Here is a 19,750-nt window from a genome sequence, read left to right on the forward strand (position 1 = left end):
TGACGCTTCTTCACGCCATCCTCCGAGGGGTGTAGAGCCGTGTTGCCCGCCGGCAGCGTGATTGGCGCCCGCGGCGGAGAGTCCGGACAGGGGGCGGCGAAGAGCTTGGGGGAGGGCCGATACCACATCCGGCGAGGTTGAATCTCGAACCGGATGACTGGACTCTGGCCTAGACCATAGGTGGTGTCAACGACCAAAAGCCTTACTCGGGGCGGCCGTTGCAGAGCTGTTGTACCGCGTGGCGGGCCGTCGCCGTTCCGTCACCCTAAGTAGGACTTAAGGTGGATTTAAGGCCCACTTGAGGGAACACCGTCATCCGGAGGATCCGCAGGTCAACGCCGGGAAAACGGAACGGGCCCGCCATGCGACATGCGCATGACGGGCCCGTCGGCCGACGCCCACCGGACACGGCCGGTGACGCCTCGTCGAACGGTTCAGCCGACCGCTCCCGGCTGCCCGGTGAGGACCTCCACGGCCGCCAGTCCGCAGACCCGGGCGGCGCCGTGGGTGGCGATGTGGAGCGCGCCGACCGGCCCGGACTGGGGCAGGCCCATCTCGACCACGGCGGCGTCCGGCCGGGCCGCCACCAGACGGCCCAGCGCGGCGGCCATCCAGGCGTGCCGGTGCGCGTCCCGGACCACCAGCACCAGGCGGCGGCCCTCGGCGCCGGCCAGCAGCTCCTCGACCAGCGCGTCCAGCAGCTCCGGCGCGGCGTCGGCCGCCGACACCTCGCGGGTGCGGGTGCCGGGGAAGCGGTCGGCCAGCATCCCGGCCACGCCCCACGGGGTGACGTCGCCGACGGCGATGTTCGGCTCGTCCGAGAACGAGGCCACGTACGGGCGCTCGGTCACCGGCGCCACCGCCAGGCCCGGCGCCCGGACCACCCGCAGCGCCCGGCGGGCGGCCCGCAGGCCGACCGCGAGGTCCGGCTCGACCCGCTCGCCCTGGGCCGCGATCCGGCCCCAGCTGCCCAGCGCCCGGACCCGGTCGGCGGCGTCCGCCAGCCGCTCCTCGGCCAGCCGGCCGGAGCGCACGCCCGCCACGATGGCGTCGCGCAGCATCAGCACGGTCTCCTCGTCGGCGAGCCCGCCGCCGACGCAGATCGCGTCCGCGCCGGCCGCCAGGGCCAGCACGGTGCCCTCGCCCATCCCGAAGGTGTCGGCGATGGCGCCCATCTCGATCGCGTCGCTGACGATCAGGCCCTGGTAGCCGAGGCCGCCGTCGGCCGGGGCGGCGCGCAGCAGGTCGCGCAGCACGGTCGGGCTCAGGGTGGCGGGCAGCTTCGGGTCCAGCGCCGGGATCATGATGTGGGCGGTCATCACGGCCTTGGTGCCGGCCGCGATCGCCGCCTGGAACGGGATCAGGTCGCGGGCCCGCAGCACGTCCAGGTCGACGTCGATGACGGGCAGGCCGTGGTGCGAGTCCACCGCGGTGTCGCCGTGGCCGGGGAAGTGCTTGGAGCAGGCGGCCACGCCGGCCGACTGCAGGCCCTCGACCCAGGCGGCGGTGTGCCGGGCGCACAGCTCGGGGTCGGCGCCGAAGGAGCGGACGCCGATCACCGGGTTGCGCGGGTTGGAGTTGACGTCCGCGGTGGGCGCCCAGTTGTAGTTGACGCCGGCCGCGGCCAGCGCCCGGCCCAGCTCGCGGGCGACGTCCCTGGTCAGCGCCGGGTCGTCGATCGCGCCGAGCGCGAGGTTGCCGGGCCAGGACGAGCCGGAGCCCGCCTCCAGCCGGGTGACGTCGCCGCTCTCCTCGTCGATGGCGATCAGCAGGTCGGGGTTCTCGGCGCGCAGCGCCCCGGTGAGCGCGGACAACTGGTCGAGGTCGACCACGTTGCGGTCGAACAGCGCGACCGAGCCGAGGCCCGCGGCCAGGTGGCGGCGCAGCCACTCCGGCGGCTCGGTGCCGACGAAGCCGGGCTGGAGGACGGTCAGGGCGTCACGGTGCAGCTGGTCGCTGTCCGCGATGGTGGGAACGAGGATGCTCACGTTGACTCAGCCCTTCACGGCGCCGTCGGTCATTCCGCTGACCGCCTTGCGCTGCAGGAAGATGAACAGGATCAGGATCGGCACGGCGAAGAGGGTGGACGCGGCCATGGTCGCGCCCCAGTCGGTGCCGAACGCGGTCTGGAACGAGGAGAGCCAGAGCGGGAGCGTCTGCGCCATCTCCTTCTTGTTCAGCATGTTGACCAACGGGAACTCGTTCCACGCGGTGATGAAGCCGAACAGCGAGGTCGACATCAGGCCGGGGGCGAGCAGCGGGAAGATCACCTTCACGAAGGCCTGGGTGCGGGTGCAGCCGTCCACCATGGCCGACTCCTCCAGCTCCTTGGGCACGGCGGCGATGAAGCCGCGCAGCGTCCAGATCGTGAAGGGCAGCACCATCATCAGGTAGAAGGCGGTCAGCGGCACCAGGCTGTTGAGCATGTCGTTGTCGCGGACGATCAGGTAGGCCGCGATGACCATGACCTCCCAGGGCGCCATCTGGGCGGCCATCACCACCAGGACGAAGCCCTTGCGGCCGCGGAAGCGCATCCGGGCGATCGCGAAGGCGGCCAGGGTGGCGATCACCAGCGAGCCGAGCACCGCGCCCACGGTGACGATCAGGCTGTTGGTGACGTACGTCCAGAAGTGCGGGACGTGCACGGCCCGGTCGAAGTGCTCGAAGGTGCCGTCCAGCGGCAGGAAGACGGGGTCCCGGCTGACGATGTCCTTGTTCTGCTTGAACGCCGTCGAGAACATCCAGTAGACGGGGAAGATGAAGAAGACGAAGAGGACGACCGCGATCAGGTTCGGCCAGGTGCGTCCGAAAAGCGAGCGCCTCACAGCTCGTCCTCCTGCTTGAGAATGATGCGGAAGTAGTAGGCCATCAGCGCGGCCAGCATCAGGATGGTGAGCACGGCGATGGCGGAGCCGACGCCGAAGTGCTGGGACCCGATGCCTTCGAGGAAGGCGTGCACCGGCAGGGTGCGGGTCAGGCCGTCCGGTCCGCCCTTGTTGATCAGGTAGACCTGGGTGAAGGCCTTGAACACCCAGATGACTTCGAGGAAGGTCGTGGCCAGGAGGAACGGCTTCATGATCGGGTAGATCACCGAGGTCCAGATCTTGGCCGAGCCGGCGCCGTCCATCCGGGCGGCCTCGTAGAGCTCCTTGGGGATCGTGGTGAGGCCCGCGTACATGTTGAACGCCACGAACGGGACCGACTGCCACACGATCAGCAGGATGATCACGAAGAAGGTGGAGTACTGGCCGCTGGTCCAGTTGAAGTGGGCCATGGAGTGCCAGCCCAGCTTGTCCAGGAACCAGTTGACGACGCCGAAGTTCTGGTCGAAGAGCCAGGTGTAGACGGTGGTCGCGGCGACCACCGGCATCGCCCAGGCCAGCAGCAGGCCGACCGAGAGCAGCAGCCGCATCCCCTTGCCGAGGATGTTGAGCAGCAGGCCGACCAGCGTGCCGAACACCATGATCAGCACGACGTTGACCGCCGTGAAGACCACCGTGCGCAGGGTGATCGTCCAGAACTCCGAACTGCCGAGCTGGTCGGTGTAGTTGCTGAAGCCCGTCCACTCGGTCAGGTGCTGGATGAACTGCCGCTTGTTGAGGTTCTGGAACGACACCACGGCCGTCTCGACCAACGGCCAGAGCAGCAGGACGAGGGTCGCCGCGATGGCCGGCAGCAGCAGCAGGTAGGGGGCGAACCTGGACGCGACGCTCGGCCCGTCCGACGGTCTGCCGCTCCTCCTCGGGGTGCGCTCGGCACCGGGGGTGGTGGAGCTGTCTGTCGACGCCACCACGGAATTCGTTGACTCCGGGGACTGTGTCTGCACCCGTTCCGACTGCGCAGCCATCGTTCTCTCTTCCTTGCAAACCCGACCACGACGGAAGGCGTCGCCCACCGGCCCCCCGCCGGGAGCCGGTGAGCGACGCCGCTCGACTGCCTTACTGCTTCTGGTTGAGACGCTTCGCGATCTCGTCGTCGGCCTTCTTGGCCGCGGCGGCGTAGTCGCCGTTCAGCGCGGAGGTCAGGAAGTCCTTGATCGGGTTCGGCTCGTTCTCGACGTTGGTCCAGGTCGGAACGTTCGGGGTGGTCGCGCCGTTGGCCGAGGCCGGCAGGGCGGCCTTGGCGAAGTCGCCGGTGACCTTGCTGTTGAGCGAGACCTTGTTCGGGATGAGGCCGGAGGAGGCGACCAGGCCCTCGTTCTTGTCGTTCAGGGCGATCTTCAGGAAGCCCTTGGCGAGCTCGGGGTTCTTGCTCTGCTGGGCGATCGCCAGGTTCGAGCCGCCGAGGAAGACGCTGGACGGCTTGTCCGCGGTGGCGCCGGGGAGCGGGAAGTAGCCGATCTTGTCGGCCGCCAGCTCCTCGGGCTTCGGGACCTCCCAGCCGAGGCCGATGATGGTGCCGATGTCGCCCTTGGCGAAGACGTCCTTCTGCTGCGGGGTGGCCTCGTCCTTGTCCTTCGGCGCGGAGGTCGAGTGGCTCTGCAGCTTCTTGTAGGTCTCGAACGCCTTCTGGGCCTCGGGGGACGACAGGCCGCCGACCCACTTGTCGCCGTCCTTCTTGGCGAGCTTGCCGCCCTCGCTGGTCAGCAGGCCGAAGTAGACGTACCACTCCTGGCCGGGCATGTAGAGCGCGTCGTTGACGCCCGGGACGGCCTTGACCTTGTCCAGGTCGGTGTAGAACTCCTCCAGGGTCTTCGGCGGGGTGGTGACGCCGGCCTTGGTCCAGATGTCCTTGTTGTAGGTCACCACGCGGTTGGTGAAGTACCACGGGGCGGCGTACTGCTTGCCGTCGATGATCGAGGACTCGCTCAGGTTGGCGGCCCAGTCGGCGCCGCCCAGCTCGGCCTTGTCCTTGGTGATGTCGAGCAGACCACCGGTGGCCGCGTAGCCCGCGGTCTGGGTGTTGCCGATCTCCAGGACGTCCACCGAACCCTCGGAGAGGGCGGCGGTGACCTTCTGGCCGATGCCGTTCCACTTCTGGGTCTGGATCTCGAGCTTGGCACCCGGGTAGGCGGCGGCGAAGTCGGCCTTGACGCCGTCCTCCCAGCCCTTGGGGGCGGAGCCGTCCATCAGCCACACGGTCAGGGTCTTGCCGTCGTAGTTCTTGGCCGCGGAGGACGAGCCGCCCTCGCTCTTCTTGCCGTCCGAGCCACAAGCCGCCAGGCCGACGACCATTGCTGCGACGCCGACCGCCGCGATGAGCTGACGCTTCACGCCATCCTCCTGAGGGATGCCTGGGTTGCCCCCGTCGGGCGGCAGCGGCAGACCCACACAAAGCGGGGGGAAAGGTGCCGCGGACCCCTTCGAACGGGTGGGGGGATTCATAGTGACCGGCCTAGTGGTGTAGACCAGCTGCCTGGAGCTTGGCCTAGACCAATGGGCCTGTCAACGGCTGTTCGACCGATCTCGACCACCCGTTATCAAGCCGACACCGCACATCGTTCATCGCGTGATGAGGTATTCGTTCCGTAGCCATACATGCAACGATGTGAGCCGTTAACGATGTGGCGGGGTCGCTGAAGGCCCCGCGAGAAGCGGGAGAACAGGTCCGATGAGCAGCGACGGGGGATCCACGGCCCAGGTCAACGACCCCGAGGTGAACAGCCTCCCGACGCAGGCCGGCACCGATCCGACCGCGCGCGTCCCCAAGTACTACGGACTGAAGCGGCACCTGCTGCAGCTCACCGAGACCCAGCCCGCCGGCACCCCGGTCCCGCCCGAGCGCGCGCTGGCCGCCCAGTTCGACACCTCGCGCACCACCGTCCGCCAGGCCCTCCAGGAGCTGGTCGTCGAGGGCCGGCTGGAGCGCATCCAGGGCAAGGGCACCTTCGTCGCCAAGCCCAAGGTCGCCCAGGCCCTCCAGCTGACCTCCTACACCGAGGACATGCGGGCCCAGGGCCTGGAGCCCACCTCCCGGCTGATCGAGATCGGCTACATCACCGCCGACGACCGGCTCGCCCCGCTGCTCGACATCAAGCCCGGCGGCCGGGTGCTGCGGATCGAGCGCCTGCGGCTGGCCAACGGCGACCCGATGGCCATCGAGGTCGCCCACCTGTCCGCCAAGCGCTTCCCGGCCCTGCGCCGCAACCTGGCCAAGCACAACTCGCTGTACGCGGCGCTGCGCGAGGTGTACGGGGTCACCGTGGCCGAGGCCGAGGAGACCATCGAGACCACCCTGGCCGACCCGCGCGAGGCCGGCCTGCTCGGCTCCGACCTCGGCCTGCCGATGCTCCAGCTCTCCCGGCACTCCTTCGACGCCGAGGGCGATCCGGTGGAATGGGTCCGCTCGATCTACCGCGGTGACCGCTACAAGTTCATCACCCGGCTGAAGCGTCCGGAGTAGCCGCACTCCCCCACCGCACTTCGGGCACCGGCGCGCGCGACCCGCGCGCCGGTGCCTTTTGCGTTCTGCGCCTCTTCTCCGTTCTGTGACCCCTCTCCGTTCTGCGACTCCTCTCCGTTCCGCGACTCCTCTCCCGGGCGGGCGGCGCCGCGTTTCCGTCGCCCGGGGGGTGAGGATCGGTCGGTTGCGTCCGGCAGGTGGGAAGTTGCGCCAATTCCGGTGACATGGATCACCCCATGCTCTAGATTGCGCAGCCGTACGACCTGACTGCCGATCACCGATGGTGCTGCTCGGCGGGCCCGTGCGGCGCTCCGCGCCGGGCGGGCTGCGGCGCCGACGGGGAACCCCTCCGGAGCGGAGCCGAAGATGCCGTCTGATCCCCCCACCTTCGAAGATGTCATGCCCGAGCCAGCCGGGAGTCCCGTCCCGGCCGTGACGCCCGAACGGGTGCTGGCCGGCCTCGCCCTGCTCGTGCCGATCGTCGCGATGCTCTGGGTGTCCTCGTACGACAAGAACGACCCGGCGGTGGCCGGGATGCCGTTCTTCTACTGGTACCAGCTGCTCTGGGTGCCGGTGTCGGCCGTGTTCACCGTCGCCGCCTACCTGCTGATCACCCGGGACGAGAAGGCCCGCCAGGCGGCCCGGAAGGGCGATGCGCGATGAAGGACGTCAACGTGCCGGCCCTCGTGGTCTTCGTGCTGTTCTTCGCCCTGGTCACCGTGATGGGCTTCCTCGCCTCGCGCTGGCGCCGCGCGGACGACGCCGCGCACCTGGACGAGTGGGGCCTGGGCGGGCGCAGCTTCGGGACCTGGGTGACCTGGTTCCTGCTCGGCGGCGACCTCTACACCGCGTACACCTTCGTCGCCGTCCCCGCGGCGGTGTACGCGACCGGCGCGGCGGGCTTCTTCGCGGTGCCGTACACGATCATCGCCTACCCGCTGGTCTTCCTCTTCCTGCCCCGGCTCTGGTCGGTCTCCCGGGTGCACGGCTACGTCACCCCGGCCGACTTCGTGCGCGGCCGGTACGGCTCGCGGCCGCTGTCGCTGGTGGTCGCGCTCACCGGCATCCTGGCCACCATGCCGTACATCGCCCTGCAACTCGTCGGCATCCAGGCCGTGTTGGACGTGCTGGGGGTCGGCGGCGGGGAGAACGCCAACTGGTTCGTCAAGGACCTGCCGCTGTTCATCGCCTTCGGCGTGCTGGCCGCCTACACCTACTCCTCCGGCCTGCGCGCCCCGGCGCTGATCGCCTTCGTCAAGGACGCCCTGGTCTACATCGTGATCATCGTCGCGGTGATCTACATCCCGATCCGGCTCGGCGGCTACGGGCACATCTTCGACACGGCCGCGCAGCACTTCAAGCAGGCCAAGGCCGGCTCGCTGACCGTCCCCGAGAACAAGCAGTGGACGTACGCCACGCTCGCCATCGGCTCGGCGATGGCGCTGTTCATGTACCCGCACTCGGTGACCGGCGTGCTGGCCTCCAAGTCCCGCAAGACCGTGCGCCGCAACATGGCGATCATGCCCGCCTACTCGCTGATGCTGGGCCTGCTCGCGCTGCTCGGCTTCATGGCCCTCGCGGCGGGCGTCGGCGAGGGCGTCAAGGGCTACAACGCCCAGCTGTCGGTGCCGCAGCTGTTCGCGGACATGTTCCCGGACTGGTTCACCGGCGTGGCCTTCGCCGCGATCGGGATCGGCGCGCTGGTGCCGGCCGCCATCATGTCCATCGCGGCGGCCAACCTGTTCACCCGCAACGTCTACAAGGACTGGCTCAAGCCCGCCGCCACCCCCGCCGACGAGACCCGGGTCGCCAAGCTGGTCTCGCTGCTGGTGAAGGTCGGAGCCCTCGTCTTCGTGCTCGGCATGGACAAGCAGGCCGCGATCAACCTCCAGCTGCTGGGCGGCCTGTGGATCCTGCAGACCTTCGTGGCGATCGTCGGCGGCCTGTTCACCCGCTGGTTCCACCACTGGGCGCTGTTTGCCGGCTGGGCGGCCGGCATGGTCTACGGCACCTGGGAGGCATACGGGATCTCCAGCAAGGCCACCAAGCACTTCGGCGGCAACGCGGCCGAGATCCCCGGCATCGGCGAGATCGGCTACATCGGGGTGACCGCCTTCGCGCTCAACCTGATCGTCGCGGTGGCGCTCACCCTGGTGCTGCGGGCGGTCAAGGCGCCGGTGCTCCCGGACGAGACCAAGCCGTCCGACTACAGCGCCGAAGCCGGTGACGAAGAGCTGAAGAACGCGCCGGAGCCCGTAGCGGCGCACTGATTCGCGCGGTACGCGCCCTGTGATCGCGCCGCCTTCTCCGTGAACACTGGAGAAGGCGGCGCGATCATATGTATGAACAGGCGTGCACGCCGGGCACCACCAGACCGGACCGGCAACCGGCCGGAACCTGATCGACCACGGGGAGCTCGCGGCCATGGCAGAACTCGGCACCACCCTCAACGGCCAGCACCAGTCCACCCAGAGCCAGCACCACCACCACACCACCCAGGGCCAGCACGGCACCGCCCAGAGTCAGCACGCCGGCGGCCAGGCCCAGCACCCCGCCGGTCACGGGCAGCACCCCGGCGGCCACGGCCAGCACGGCGGCGCCCACCGCCCGGCGGCGGCCGGCCGGCTGCCGTCCCTGCTGATCGCCACCCGGCACGGGGAGTCCACCGCCAACGTCGAGTTCCAGCTGGCCGAGGCCGCCGGAGCGCTCAGCGTCCCGATCAGCTGCCGCGACGCCGACATCCCGCTGTCCCTGCACGGCCGGCGGCAGGCCCAGGCGCTCGGCCACTGGTGGGCCGCCCTGCCCAGCGCGGACCGCCCGCGCAGCGTCTGGTGCTCGCCGTACGTGCGCACCGCCGAGACCGCCCGGATCGCGCTCGCCCAGGCCGCCGGGCTCGGCGCCGTCCCGGTCACCCTGGCCGTCCGCTACGACGAGCGGCTGCGCGACCGCGAACTCGGCGTCCTGGAGATGCTGCCGAAGGCCGCGATCGAGGCCAAGCACCCGGAGGAGGCGGCCCGGCGGCGCAAGATGGGCGAGCTGTACTACCGCCCGCCGGGCGGCGAGTCCTGGGCCGACGTCGCGCTGCGGGTGCGCAGTCTGCTGCGGGACCTCTGCGAGGAGGAGGCCGGGCGGCCCGTCCTGCTGGTCGCGCACGACTGCACGGTGCTGATGCTCCGCTACGCGCTGGACCGGCTCACCGAGGAGCAGCTCACCGCGCTCGGGCCGGTGCACAACTGCTCCACCAGCCTCTGGCGGGCCCAGGACGGGCGGCTGCGGCCGGACGGCTGGAACGGGGTCGGGCACCTGGCGGTCGGGGAGGACTGACGGCCGGCCGGCCCGCCCGCGGGGTCCGGGCCGGCTCGCCGCCTCTCCCGCCGGCGTCCCCCGCCGACCGTCCTGCCACCGACCGTCCTCCCGGTGCGCGTCCTCCCGCCTCCCCCCGGTGCGCTTCCTCCCGGTCCGTTCGACCCCGGAGCACCGCCCCGCGCAGCGCTCCGGCACACTGGCCCGATGGACTTCCTCATCCGCCAGGCCCTTCCCGAGGACCTCGCCGACGCCGGCCGGATCACCGTCGACGCCTTCGTCGGCGACGGCTTCACCAAGCCCACGAGCGGCTACGTCGACCTGCTGCGCGACGCCGGGCGACGGGCCCGGGAGGCCGAACTCCTGGTCGCCGTCGACTCCTCCGGAGCCGGGGTCCTCGGCTGCGTGACCTTCGCCGTCGGCGGCACCGAGTGGGCGGACATCGCCTCCCCCCGGGAGGGCGAGATCCGGATGCTCGCCACCTCCCCCGCCTCCCGCGGCCGCGGCGTCGGCGAGGCCCTGGTCCGCGCCGCCGTCACCCGCAGCCGCGAACTCGGCCTGGCCGGCATGGCCTTCTCCACCCGCCCGGAGATGACCACCGCCCACCGGATCTACGAACGCGTCGGCTTCCTCCGCACCCCCGAACGCGACTGGGCCCCGTACCCGGGCATGGACCTGATGGTCTACACCATGGCGTTCCCGCAGCCGGCCTGAGCACCCGTGGGACGCCACCGGCCCTTCCCCTGGCCGGTGACCGACAGACGATCAACAGACGTCTTTTGATATAAACCACAGATCAAGACTTGTCCCATGGACACGTCGCGACAGTCGATCGACCGCGGGGGAACAGACCACATGGACGACGGGCCCGGCCTCGGCGCGCCCGCGAGCGGGCCCACGCTCCAGGACATGCGCAGGAGCAGGGGCGTCGAAGCCCCCGCCACCAGCCGTTACGCGATCCCCGCTCCGACCCCGGAGCCCCGCGGTCCGCTGCCGCCCTCCGTCCGCTTCAAGGCGGTCGACGGTCTGCGCGGCCTGGCCATCGCGTCGGTGTTGCTCTACCACACCGACTGGTTCCAGAACGGCCTGTTCGGGGTGGACGTCTTCTTCGTCCTGTCCGGCTTCCTGGTCACCCTGGTGCTGGTCCGCGAGCTGGACCGCACCGACGGCATCCGGCTCGGCCTCTTCTACCGCCGCCGGGCCAAGCGGCTGCTGCCCGGACTGTTCGCCACCATCATCCTGGTGGTCGGGCTGTCCGCCCTGGTCAGTCCGCTACGGGACGTCAGGGACCTCCGCCCGCAGGCGCTGGCCGCGCTCGCCCAGATCGCCAACTGGGCCCAGCTGTCGCGCGGTGACGCCTACTGGCAGCACTTCGCCTCGATCGACCCGCTCGCGGCCATGTGGTCGCTCAGCATCACCGAGCAGTTCTACGCGCTCTGGCCGCTGCTGCTGCTCATGGTCTACGGGGTCTGCCGCCGCTCCGTCCGCGCGGCCGGCTTCGTCACCGCCGGACTGTTCGTCGCCGCCGCGCTGGTCGCCCCGCTGATGTGGAACGGGCACAACAGCGACCGCCTCTACCTGGGCACCGAGACCCGTGCGGTCGGCTTCGCGGCCGGCGCCACCGCCGCCTTCGGGGTGTACCTGTGGCTGCGCCGCAAGGTCCGCGCCGGGTCCGCCGACGACACCGGCGGGCCGCGCTCCCGCCCGCGCGGGCCGGCCGGGCCCGTCCTGCCCACCCTGGTCGGCACCGCGGCCCTCGGCGGCCTGGTCTGGGCCAGCCTCGCCGTCGACACCTACCACGAACCGTGGCTCTACCGGGGCGGGCTGGCCGTGGTCGCGGCCCTCGCCGCCGTGCTCACCGTCTCGCTGTGCCAGGAGCGGGGACCGCTGGTGTGGCTGATGTCGCTGCCCCCGCTGCGGCTCACCGGCACCATCTCCTACAGCCTCTACCTGCTCCACCTGCCGGTGTACTGGCTGCTCCAGCACTACGTCGACGACATCTCGCCCAAGAAGCTGCTGGTCATCGGCGCGCCGGTGTCCTGGGTCCTGGCCTGGCTGCTGCACACCGGCACCGAGAAGCTGCGGGTGCTGCGCTGGCGGGCCCTCCCGGCCGTCCCGCTGGTGGCCGTCACCGCCGCGGTGGCGACCACGGGCGCCTGGTACCTGCCCGCCTGGGTCACGCACGACATGAAGTCCGGGCCGAGCGGCAAGCCGATGGTCCTCCTCCTCGGCGACTCCTTCTCCCAGGACCTCTCCACCGGCCTGTACCGGCACGGCGACCGCTACCGTGTCGTCGACGGCGGGATCAGCGGGTGCGGGGTGTTCGACCCGGAGAAGGTGCGCACCACCTCCCAGGAGGAGTTCGAGACCAGCCAGGAGTGCCGCGACCGGGCCGCCGCCTGGGACCGGCAGCTCGGCTCCGGGCCCCAGGCCGTGGTGCTCCACCTCGGCTGGGACGCCGCCGAGCAGTACCTCGACGGCAGTTGGCTCAACCCCTGCGACGAGGACTACCGGACCCGTTACGGCACCCGGCTCTCGCAGGCCGTGGACCAGGTCCGCCGCCGCGCCCAGGACGCCCAGGTGCTGCTGATGAACGAGCGGGTCGAGAACGGCGCCATCAACAAGACCTGGGGCACCTGCTACAACCAGCAGGTCGGCGACTTCGTGAAGGCCTCCGGCGGCGCCGTCCGGCTGCTCGACCTCAACACCTTCTACTGCCCGTACGAGACCTGCGCATGGAAGGACAAGGAGGGCCACCTGGTCTCCCCGGCCAACGACGGGGTGCACCTCACCGCGGCCGGCATGCGGTTCGTCACCCCGTGGCTGGAGAAGGAGATCGCGGGCGCGCTGAGCGGCGCGACGCCGGGCCGGCCCGCCGCGGTGCCGACCCCGACCCCCACGCCGACCCCCACTCCCACACCGACCCCCACGCCGACGCCGACGCCGACCTCGACCGGCAAGTCGTCGCCCGGCCACACCCCGACGAAGTCCGCCCCCCGGACCCCGACCGCCAAGGCGACCGGGCCCCAGGGCGACGGGCGCTAGCCGCGAGGGGCGCCGGCGCCACGGCGGCATGGCGCCGTGGCGGCAAGGCGCCGTGGCGGCAAGGCGGCAAGGCGCCTCAGGAGGGCGGCAGTTCGTAGGACTGCGCGAAGCAGCTGCGGATCGCCTGCTCGGAGGCCGGGCGCCCGGCGAAGTCCATCCGCGGGGTGTCCTGGTTGGTCGGCAGGGTCGGGTCGATGCCGAAGTAGAGCGACCAGAAGTACACGCCGCCCAGCCTGCGCTCCTGCGCCACCTGGCACACCGCGGTGAACCAGGCGGCCTGGACGGCCTCGTTCAGCTCCCGCTTGGTGTAGAAGTCGCCGGGCGTCTTGTAGGCGCCCTTCTGCGCCGGGATGCCCACCTCGGTGAGCTTGGTGGCCGGCTGCGGCCCCGCGCCCCGCTTGTCGAGCCAGCCGTTCCAGCTGGACACCAGGTCGGCCACCGGGGCGTCGTCACCCGCCGACTTGGCGGGGAAGTAGGCGTCCACACCGGTTCCGTCGGTCGGCAGCGACAGCGGCCCCTTCGACCAGTTGTCCCAGTTGGCGTCGTACACGATCTGGCCCTGGAAGGTCTTCCGGGCCTGCTCGATCAGGCCGGCCCAGTGCGGGTCGGCCTCCAGCGAGTTGAACTCGGTGCCGACGGTGAACTCGGTCGCGGCGTGCTCCTGGGCGGTCTTCAGGTACGGCGTCAGGAACGTGGCGTAGCTGGCGAACCAGGCGTCCTTGTCGGCGGGCGCGATGTTGCCGCGCCACACGCCGGTGCCGGCGTAGTTGAACACCTCCTCGTCCAGGATCGGCCGTACGGTGGTCCGCAGACCGGCCCGGTGGGCGGCGTCCAGCAGCAGGGCCAGCCGCTCCGGGGTCGGCGTGGTCGAACGGGCGGCGACGGCGTTCGACTTGGGTCCCGTCGTGTAGTACGGGAACGTCACCGACAGCGAGTTGGCGTTCAGCCCGACCACGTACTCGACGATGCGGTCGACCTTGCCCTGGACGAAGCTGTCCGGGTCCGCCGGGTCGTCCAGCCAGTACACCTGCACGCCCCACTCGGGGCTGCCCTTGGTCCACGGGCGGGCCACCTTGGGTCCGGTGTCCTCCACCACGGGGGCGTCCTTGCCGAAGCCCCAGACCCGGCCCTGCTCGGTCGGCGCGCCGGCCCAGTGCACCGTGGTGGGGCGCTGGTGGTCGAACTTGACCGGGTGGTCCCCCCAGACCATCGGGATGCCGACGGTGAGGGCGACGACCACGGTCGGGAGGATGAAGATGACGGGACGCTTCACGATCGTGACCTCCGATCAGGCCGGCTTGGCGATGACGACGAACTTGTTCTCCTCGCGCTTCAGGTACTTGATCAGTCCCCTCAGCCCGCCCCAGCCCTCCAGGAACGAGAACAGCGGAATGGCCGCCACCACCACGATCGGCTCCCACCACTTGCGCCGGTGGTTGGCCGAGGCCACCACGTTCAGCCGCAGGCCCTCCCAGTACGTCCAGATGACGTAGGCGAAGTTGATCGACCAGACCAGCACCACGGACTGGGTGACCGGCGAGGTGTTCCAGGTGCCGGTGAACCACGCCACCAGCAGCACCAGGCCGACGTGCTGCAGCGGGCCGAGCACCCAGCTGACCATGCCCATCCCGATGAACAGCCGGTACCGCAGCGGGATCGTCTTGTTGAAGCAGAGCGCGACCAGGCCCCAGGCCCAGCGCTCGCGCTGCTTGAGGAAGTCCTTGACGCCGGCCGGCGAGGCGCCGTAGCAGCGGCCGTTGAACCAGTCGCTGCGGCCGGGGTAGCGCTGGCAGAAGTTCAGCGCCATCTGGGCGTCCTCGACGATGGTCTTCGGTCCGAAGTCCCAGCCGATGGTGGCCTCCACCGAGGAGCGCACGATCAGCAGCTCGCCGTGTACGCCCGCGATCGGCGTGCCGGTGCCGGTCATCGCGCGGAAGCGGGCGATGTCGTCGGCGGGGCGGATCGCGTCGGCGAGCCAGGTGAAGGTGGAGACGGCGTTCTCGCGCGGGTACGTCAGGATGCCCTGCGCCATGTGCTTGGCGTCGTCCCCGGCCCGGCGCTGCCGGTTGACGAACTGGGCGACGGCGGCGGCGGTGTCCGGGCCGACACCGGTGTCGTCGTCCATGTGCAGCACCCAGACGTCGTCCTCGGCCTCGCCCTCCTCGATCCGCAGCTCGTGCGAGTAGTGGTTGGCGCGGGCCTTGAACTTGGTCCCGTTGGGCGTCTCGTACGCCTTCGGCACGGTCACCACGCGGATCAGCGGGTTGCGCTCCGCCAGCTCGTCGATCTTCTCCGCGGCGGCGCAGCCCTCCTCGGTGAGGATGTCCACGCGCATCCACGGGAAGTACGGCGGCAGGTGCTCGACGTACGAGAGCACCGAGCGCTCCAGCGCCGGGTAGGTGTCGTGGCGGCCGATGGTCGGCACCAGCACGATCAGGAAGTCGTCCTCGACGGGCGCGGCCGGGGTCATCCGGCTGACCTGGCGCAGCCGCCGCCGGACCATCAGCACGCCCTGGAAGCCGATCAGCACGCCGAAGACCGGCATGCCCCACAGGATGGTGATCGCCCAGCCGAGCGCGGTGGGGTTGGGCACGTAGGCCCACACCGAGAACGCGAAGATGATCACGAAGGAGACGTAGAACGGCGTCACCCGGGGCTTCCACGACATCTGTCGCTCGGCGAGCCGGGCGGCCTCGCGGGACGTGGTCAGCACCGTCCGCTCGGCGGTTGTCGATGACATGGCGAAAGCAGTTCCTCGTCTGGTGTCGTCTCGGCCCCGGACGGGGCGAGGGTCGTTCGGACGGTCGGCCCCGAGGGTCAGCCCTGGGGCGGACGGTCCGCGGGCGGCGGCGCGACCGGCGGCGGCGCGACCGGGCCGGGCGGCAGCTGGCCGGGGCTCACCGGGCCGGGACTCACCGGGCCGGGGAGCGGTGCGCCGGACTGCGGCGGAGTGGTGGGCCACGGCTGGGCGACGGCCGGCGGGTACGCGCCCGGCTGGGCGGGCTGCGGCGGGTACGGCATCGGCTGGCCCGGCAGGGGCTGCCCCCAACCGGGCTGGGGCTGAGGCTGGGGCTGGGGCTGCCCGGGAAGCGGCTGGGGCCACACGGGCTGCGGCTGGGGCTGCGGCTGGAGCTGCGGCTGCCCGGGAAGCGGCTGGGGCTGCGGCCACGCGGCGGGCTGGGCCCACGCGGGCTGCGGCTGCGCGGCCGACACCGGCCCCACCGCCGGCACCGGCTGCTCCCGCCAGACCGACCGGGCCAGCAGCACGATCAGCGCCGCGGTGACGACCACCCCGAGCCCGAAGGTCGCGAGCTTGAGCCAGCCCTCGGTGGTGCCGGTGAACCACTCCCGCTGCGGCTTGTCCAGCAGCGCGCCGACCAGGCTGCGCACCCGGTTGTACCCCTCGACCAGCGCGACACCCGCCGCGACGCCGAGCGCCCAGTTGCGTCCGCGCAGCAGGAGGATGCCCGAAACCAGGTACAGCAGGCCGTAGTTGAGGCTTCCGGTCTCGGCGAACACCGAGGTGCCGCCGTAGTAGAAGATCCCCTTGACGTAGGTGGCGAAGCCGACCTGGCCGAAGCAGTTGTACCCGGCCCAGCCGAGCAGCACCACGCCCCAGCCGGCGGCCACGCTGCCGGCCGCGCGCATCGGACCCGTCCGTGTCATCCCGTATCCCCCGCCCCTCCGGGCCCGTCCCGGCCGTTCGCCCGCCCTCGGCTTCGCCGCCACAGGATGCCACACGGCGCAACGGAGCCGGAATTCCACCCGTTCGGCCGAGCCCCCGGGTGCGGCTGATCTCACAGTGCCGACCGCCGCGCCTCAGGTGGCGTCGGCTCAGCGCACGTGCAGGCCGCCCCAGTCGACGTTCGCGCCGAACGAACCGGAACCGCCGGTGAGCGCCAGCGGACTGCGGTACGTGGCGTTGACGTCCGCGGCCGAGTTGCGCGGCTGCTCCGGGGTCAGGTTGTTCGCGGTGAGCGACTGCCCCCAGACCGTCCAGATCGTCCAGGGGGTGCGCCGCAGGGTCTCCGGCTGGCGGGAGTTGACCGGGACGGCGAAGGACTCGGCCAGCATCCGCGGCTTGCCGTAGCCGGACAGCCCGTCGTAGTACCGCTTGGTCCACACCTCGCCGGTGCCGATCGGGTGCGCCGGGCTGCCGCTGTAGTCGTCCACCCCGACCACGTCGACGAACTGGGCGCCCGGGTAGTAGTCCCACGGGTCCACCCCCGGGGCGCCGTCCCAGGACACCGGCGTCCAGACGAACAGCAGGTTGTGCAGCCCCCGGGTCTCCACCAGGTACCTGTAGGTGATCTTCCACAGGGCCTGGTAGTCGGCCGGCTTCTGGCCCGCCCACCAGAACCGGCGGGAGCAGTCCAGCACGTTCATCTCGTGGTACGGGCGCAGCAGCACCGGCACGTCGTGGGCGGCCAGGTACTCCAGGTGGTCGGCCAGGTAGGACAGGTCGGTGATCAGCGCGCGGTACTCGGGGGTGTCGTGCGCGCCGTCCACGACCCGGCCGAACCAGTCGGGGTCCTTGGCCGCCGGCGAGTTCGAACAGAGCACCCGGTCGAAGGACTTGACGTCCGAGCCGGGGTAGGGCTGGTGGAAGGACATGCCGACGATCCCGGCCGGGCCGCCGCCGTTGTCCGGCAGTTCGGTGCTGCTGCCGTCGCAGTTCTGCTGCACGCCCGCCGCGCCGTAGCCGCCGTCGTCGGCGCGCGGGTGGCCGTTCCAGACGGCGGAGAGCAGGTCGACGGCGTCGTCGGTGTACTGCCAGCCGGCCCGGCAGGAGGGCCAGCGGCCGGCCGAGTAGGAGCGCGGATTGCCGACGCCCCAGCCGTTCTGGCCGTAGCCGGGGCCGAGGTCGGTCTCCACGAAACCGGGCAGCTTGCCGGTGATGTCGGCGGCCTTCTTGTAGTAGTAGCCGACCTGCTTGGTGCCCCGGTAGTCCCCGTACTCCGGGTTGTTGCGTTCGTTGTGCGCCTCGACGTGCTGGCCGATCACCGTGCCGCCGCTCTGCCCGGTCCGGGCCTGGGCCTCCAGGTCGGCGAGGAACTGCTGGACGGCGCGGGCGTTCGACGAGGCCTGCGGATCCCGGGCGAGCAGGTCCCGGCCCACCTCCGGCGGCAGGGTGCGCCCGGGCGCGCCGACCGAGACCGGGACCCGCGGGGGCTGTTCGACGTCGGCCCTGCCGTCGTGGTCCAGCAGGACGACCGCTCCCGCGGCGACCACGATCCCGGCCGCGGCCAGGACGGCGGGCTTGCCGCGCAGGGCTCTGGGCAGGGCCACGGACCGCTCCTCCGGTTGCTCGCCGGCGCCGCCCCCCACGGACGCAACCGGAACACGCATGCGAAATGACTGTTCCGAGAGCCTGCCACATTCCCCCGGCCCCCCGTGAACGGACCCGCCGGGACCGCGGGGTCACGGCGGGTCAGCCCGCCGGCCTCGCCGGCGGGGACGTCACGGCGGGTCAGCCCGCCGTGGCCGGCGGGGTGCCCTGGACGCCGGGCGCGGCCGAGGACGCCGCCTTGGCGCGCCTGAGCAGTTGCCCCTTCACGTGCTCGGCGAACCCGGGAGCCGCCGCGGTGGCCGTGGCGTCCGGGCCGTTGCCGCCCTTCGCCGAGCCCTCGACCGTGAAGTAGCCGTACCGGCCCAGGCTGTTGTGCGTACCCGTGCAGCCGGCGGCGGCGCAGAAGGCCGGGGCTCCGGCCGCGGGCGCGCCCTTGAGCTGTCCGGTGAAGTTCTTCAGCGCGGTCTCGGCCTGGATCCTGTGGTCGAAGACCGCCACCCCGACGGTGACCGCGCTGTCACCGGAGACGTACGTCGCCCGGAGCACCTGCTGGCACCCCTGGTCGCCGAGCACCTTGCCCAGCCCGCCGGTCGTCGAGTTCCCGTCCCAGCACGGCGAGTCCAGCGACACCACGGTCCGGTTCCAGGTGGCGCCGTTGATCGTCACCTGGAGCGCGGAGAACAGCGCTCCCGCGTCCTGCGGCGCCGGATCGGTGGTGGCCTCCCAGATCGGCTTCGCCGGGTCGTCCGGCTGGCCGCTCGGGGTGCCGGAGGTGCTCGGCGGGGCGGTCGGCGGGGTGGTCTTGGTGACCGTCGCGGAGCCGTTGTCCTTCTTGCCCTTGAACAGCACCACACCGCCGGCGACCAGGCTGCCCACCACGGCGACCGCGGCCACCACGCCGATGACCTTCATCCGGCGACGGCGCTTGCCGTCGGCCTCGTTGCGGTCCGCCAGCGCGTCCCAGTCCGGCTCGACCCGCTGCGGCGGGCCCGGCTGCTGGGGCTGCTGCTGGAGGTGCCACTGGGGCTGGGGGTTCGGCTGCGGCTGCCCGACCGGCGGGCCCGGCTGCGGCGGCGCGGCCGGGTGCGGCACCGGCGGGATGGGCTGCGGGACCGGCTGCGCCGACGGCACGACCGGCCCGTACGAGGCCGGAGGCGGCCCGAAACCCCCGCTCGGCGGCGGCACCGGACCAGGTGCCACCGGCTGCTGACTCTGTGCGCCCCCCGGCCCGGCGGGAGGCGTTCCCTGCGGCCCCTGCCCAGGTACGCCAGTTCCGTCGCTCATGCGCCCAGATCGTAGGGCATCCCCGTGACGGCCGGTCCTCCCGGTGACCATTCCGTATCGAAACCAGGACGCCGCGGCCCGGTTCCGGGGCCTGTGACAGCCGCCACCCGCCACATTTCTGGTACCACCGGTCATCACTCCGACACGCGACGCCGTACTACATCTGGGGTCGCTTCAGGGAGACACCACTACATGTATGCTCGCTACTGCTGTCGATGCAGGGGAACCCGGTGCGAATCCGGGACTGCCCCGCAGCGGTGTGCGGGCGGCTCCAGCAGCCGTACCGCGAGTCCGATGACCTGCCGAACAGTGTGCGCCACGGCCCTCCCGCAGAGGCCGCGCCGGCACGAGCAGTACCCCTCCGGGCCTCGCGGGCGGGCCGGGGAGTCACCGTCGCGCGACGCCGTCTGCGTTCGTGCCGTGCTCCCCTGCCCCGATCGGCCCGGTGGCCCCCGATCACCGCCGCCGATCGCCGCCAGGAGAGAG

General features: G+C 71.4%; 15 protein-coding genes and 1 riboswitch. Of the genes, 6 read left to right on the plus strand and 9 right to left on the minus strand.

From position 1 onward, the window contains the following. Window positions 1–434: 434 nt before the first annotated feature. From ACFWP2_RS05315 to ACFWP2_RS05330, 4 genes are all read right to left on the minus strand, one after another. Window positions 435–1,988: a glycoside hydrolase family 3 protein gene (locus ACFWP2_RS05315; protein ID WP_380448477.1), complete on the minus strand. Its 1,554-nt coding sequence runs from the start codon at window positions 1,986–1,988 to the stop codon at window positions 435–437. A gap of 6 nt (window positions 1,989–1,994) precedes the next feature. Further along, window positions 1,995–2,825, minus strand: a complete 831-nt coding sequence (locus ACFWP2_RS05320; protein WP_360345193.1) for a carbohydrate ABC transporter permease — start codon at window positions 2,823–2,825, stop codon at window positions 1,995–1,997. After that, window positions 2,822–3,847, minus strand: coding sequence for a carbohydrate ABC transporter permease (locus tag ACFWP2_RS05325; RefSeq protein ID WP_380448480.1), 1,026 nt, complete (start codon window positions 3,845–3,847; stop codon window positions 2,822–2,824). Before ACFWP2_RS05325 ends, ACFWP2_RS05320 begins: the two co-directional genes overlap by 4 nt. Window positions 3,848–3,938: 91 nt before the next feature. Then, window positions 3,939–5,213, minus strand: a complete 1,275-nt coding sequence (locus tag ACFWP2_RS05330) for an extracellular solute-binding protein (protein ID WP_380448482.1) — start codon at window positions 5,211–5,213, stop codon at window positions 3,939–3,941. Between the two features lie 337 nt (window positions 5,214–5,550). On the opposite strand from ACFWP2_RS05330, the gene ACFWP2_RS05335 reads away from it, so the two are divergent. From ACFWP2_RS05335 to ACFWP2_RS05360, 6 genes are all read left to right on the plus strand, one after another. Continuing rightward, window positions 5,551–6,342, plus strand: a complete 792-nt coding sequence (locus tag ACFWP2_RS05335; RefSeq protein ID WP_380448484.1) for a GntR family transcriptional regulator — start codon at window positions 5,551–5,553, stop codon at window positions 6,340–6,342. Between the two features lie 399 nt (window positions 6,343–6,741). Further along, window positions 6,742–7,005 carry a DUF3311 domain-containing protein gene (locus tag ACFWP2_RS05340; RefSeq protein ID WP_380448486.1) on the plus strand — a complete coding sequence of 88 codons (264 nt, stop codon included), beginning with the start codon at window positions 6,742–6,744 and terminating at the stop codon, window positions 7,003–7,005. Further along, the gene (mctP, locus tag ACFWP2_RS05345) at window positions 7,002–8,612 is read left to right on the plus strand and encodes a monocarboxylate uptake permease MctP (protein WP_380448488.1); all 1,611 of its coding nucleotides are present in this window, start codon (window positions 7,002–7,004) and stop codon (window positions 8,610–8,612) included. The genes ACFWP2_RS05340 and mctP overlap by 4 nt, the downstream gene beginning before the upstream one ends. 154 nt (window positions 8,613–8,766) lie before the next feature. After that, complete coding sequence (locus tag ACFWP2_RS05350) at window positions 8,767–9,666, plus strand: histidine phosphatase family protein (protein ID WP_380448490.1); 900 nt, start codon at window positions 8,767–8,769, stop codon at window positions 9,664–9,666. A gap of 186 nt (window positions 9,667–9,852) precedes the next feature. After that, on the plus strand, window positions 9,853–10,359 hold the full coding sequence (locus ACFWP2_RS05355) for a GNAT family N-acetyltransferase (RefSeq protein ID WP_380448492.1): 507 nt from the start codon (window positions 9,853–9,855) through the stop codon (window positions 10,357–10,359). Window positions 10,360–10,455: 96 nt separating this feature from the next. Further along, on the plus strand, window positions 10,456–12,690 hold the full coding sequence (locus ACFWP2_RS05360) for an acyltransferase family protein (RefSeq protein ID WP_380448494.1): 2,235 nt from the start codon (window positions 10,456–10,458) through the stop codon (window positions 12,688–12,690). A 76-nt stretch (window positions 12,691–12,766) separates the two neighbouring features. Here the strand turns inward: ACFWP2_RS05360 and ACFWP2_RS05365 are convergent, their stop codons facing one another. The 5 genes from ACFWP2_RS05365 to ACFWP2_RS05385 all read right to left on the minus strand — a co-directional run bounded on the left by ACFWP2_RS05365 (window position 12,767) and on the right by ACFWP2_RS05385 (window position 19,111). Beyond that, window positions 12,767–13,963: a glycoside hydrolase family 113 gene (locus tag ACFWP2_RS05365; RefSeq protein ID WP_380448497.1), complete on the minus strand. Its 1,197-nt coding sequence runs from the start codon at window positions 13,961–13,963 to the stop codon at window positions 12,767–12,769. 15 nt (window positions 13,964–13,978) lie between these two features. Further along, a complete protein-coding gene (locus ACFWP2_RS05370) occupies window positions 13,979–15,430 on the minus strand; it encodes a glycosyltransferase family 2 protein (protein ID WP_380448499.1) in 1,452 nt (483 codons plus the stop codon). 77 nt (window positions 15,431–15,507) lie between these two features. Beyond that, a complete protein-coding gene (locus ACFWP2_RS05375; RefSeq protein WP_380448501.1) occupies window positions 15,508–16,356 on the minus strand; it encodes a hypothetical protein in 849 nt (282 codons plus the stop codon). A gap of 168 nt (window positions 16,357–16,524) precedes the next feature. Beyond that, complete coding sequence (locus tag ACFWP2_RS05380; protein ID WP_380448503.1) at window positions 16,525–17,979, minus strand: glycoside hydrolase family 26 protein; 1,455 nt, start codon at window positions 17,977–17,979, stop codon at window positions 16,525–16,527. 181 nt (window positions 17,980–18,160) lie between these two features. Next, window positions 18,161–19,111, minus strand: a complete 951-nt coding sequence (locus tag ACFWP2_RS05385; RefSeq protein ID WP_380448505.1) for a hypothetical protein — start codon at window positions 19,109–19,111, stop codon at window positions 18,161–18,163. A gap of 342 nt (window positions 19,112–19,453) precedes the next feature. Beyond that, a riboswitch (cobalamin riboswitch) is annotated at window positions 19,454–19,586 on the plus strand. The last annotated feature ends 164 nt before the right edge of the window (window positions 19,587–19,750 follow it).

The organism is Kitasatospora sp. NPDC058444, assembly GCF_042721415.1.
Taxonomy (GTDB): Bacteria; Actinomycetota; Actinomycetes; order Streptomycetales; family Streptomycetaceae; genus Kitasatospora.

Excerpts from the sequence above, each read along its gene's own strand:
- ACFWP2_RS05325 (WP_380448480.1), bottom strand. The coding sequence starts at position 3,847 with ATGGCTGCGCAGTCGGAACGGGTGCAGACACAGTCCCCGGAGTCAACG.
- ACFWP2_RS05335 (WP_380448484.1), top strand. The coding sequence starts at position 5,551 with ATGAGCAGCGACGGGGGATCCACGGCCCAGGTCAACGACCCCGAGGTG.
- ACFWP2_RS05340 (WP_380448486.1), top strand. The coding sequence starts at position 6,742 with ATGCCCGAGCCAGCCGGGAGTCCCGTCCCGGCCGTGACGCCCGAACGG.
- mctP (WP_380448488.1), top strand. The coding sequence starts at position 7,002 with ATGAAGGACGTCAACGTGCCGGCCCTCGTGGTCTTCGTGCTGTTCTTC.
- ACFWP2_RS05350 (WP_380448490.1), top strand. The coding sequence starts at position 8,767 with ATGGCAGAACTCGGCACCACCCTCAACGGCCAGCACCAGTCCACCCAG.
- ACFWP2_RS05355 (WP_380448492.1), top strand. The coding sequence starts at position 9,853 with ATGGACTTCCTCATCCGCCAGGCCCTTCCCGAGGACCTCGCCGACGCC.
- ACFWP2_RS05360 (WP_380448494.1), top strand. The coding sequence starts at position 10,456 with ATGGACACGTCGCGACAGTCGATCGACCGCGGGGGAACAGACCACATG.
- ACFWP2_RS05370 (WP_380448499.1), bottom strand. The coding sequence starts at position 15,430 with ATGTCATCGACAACCGCCGAGCGGACGGTGCTGACCACGTCCCGCGAG.
- ACFWP2_RS05375 (WP_380448501.1), bottom strand. The coding sequence starts at position 16,356 with ATGACACGGACGGGTCCGATGCGCGCGGCCGGCAGCGTGGCCGCCGGC.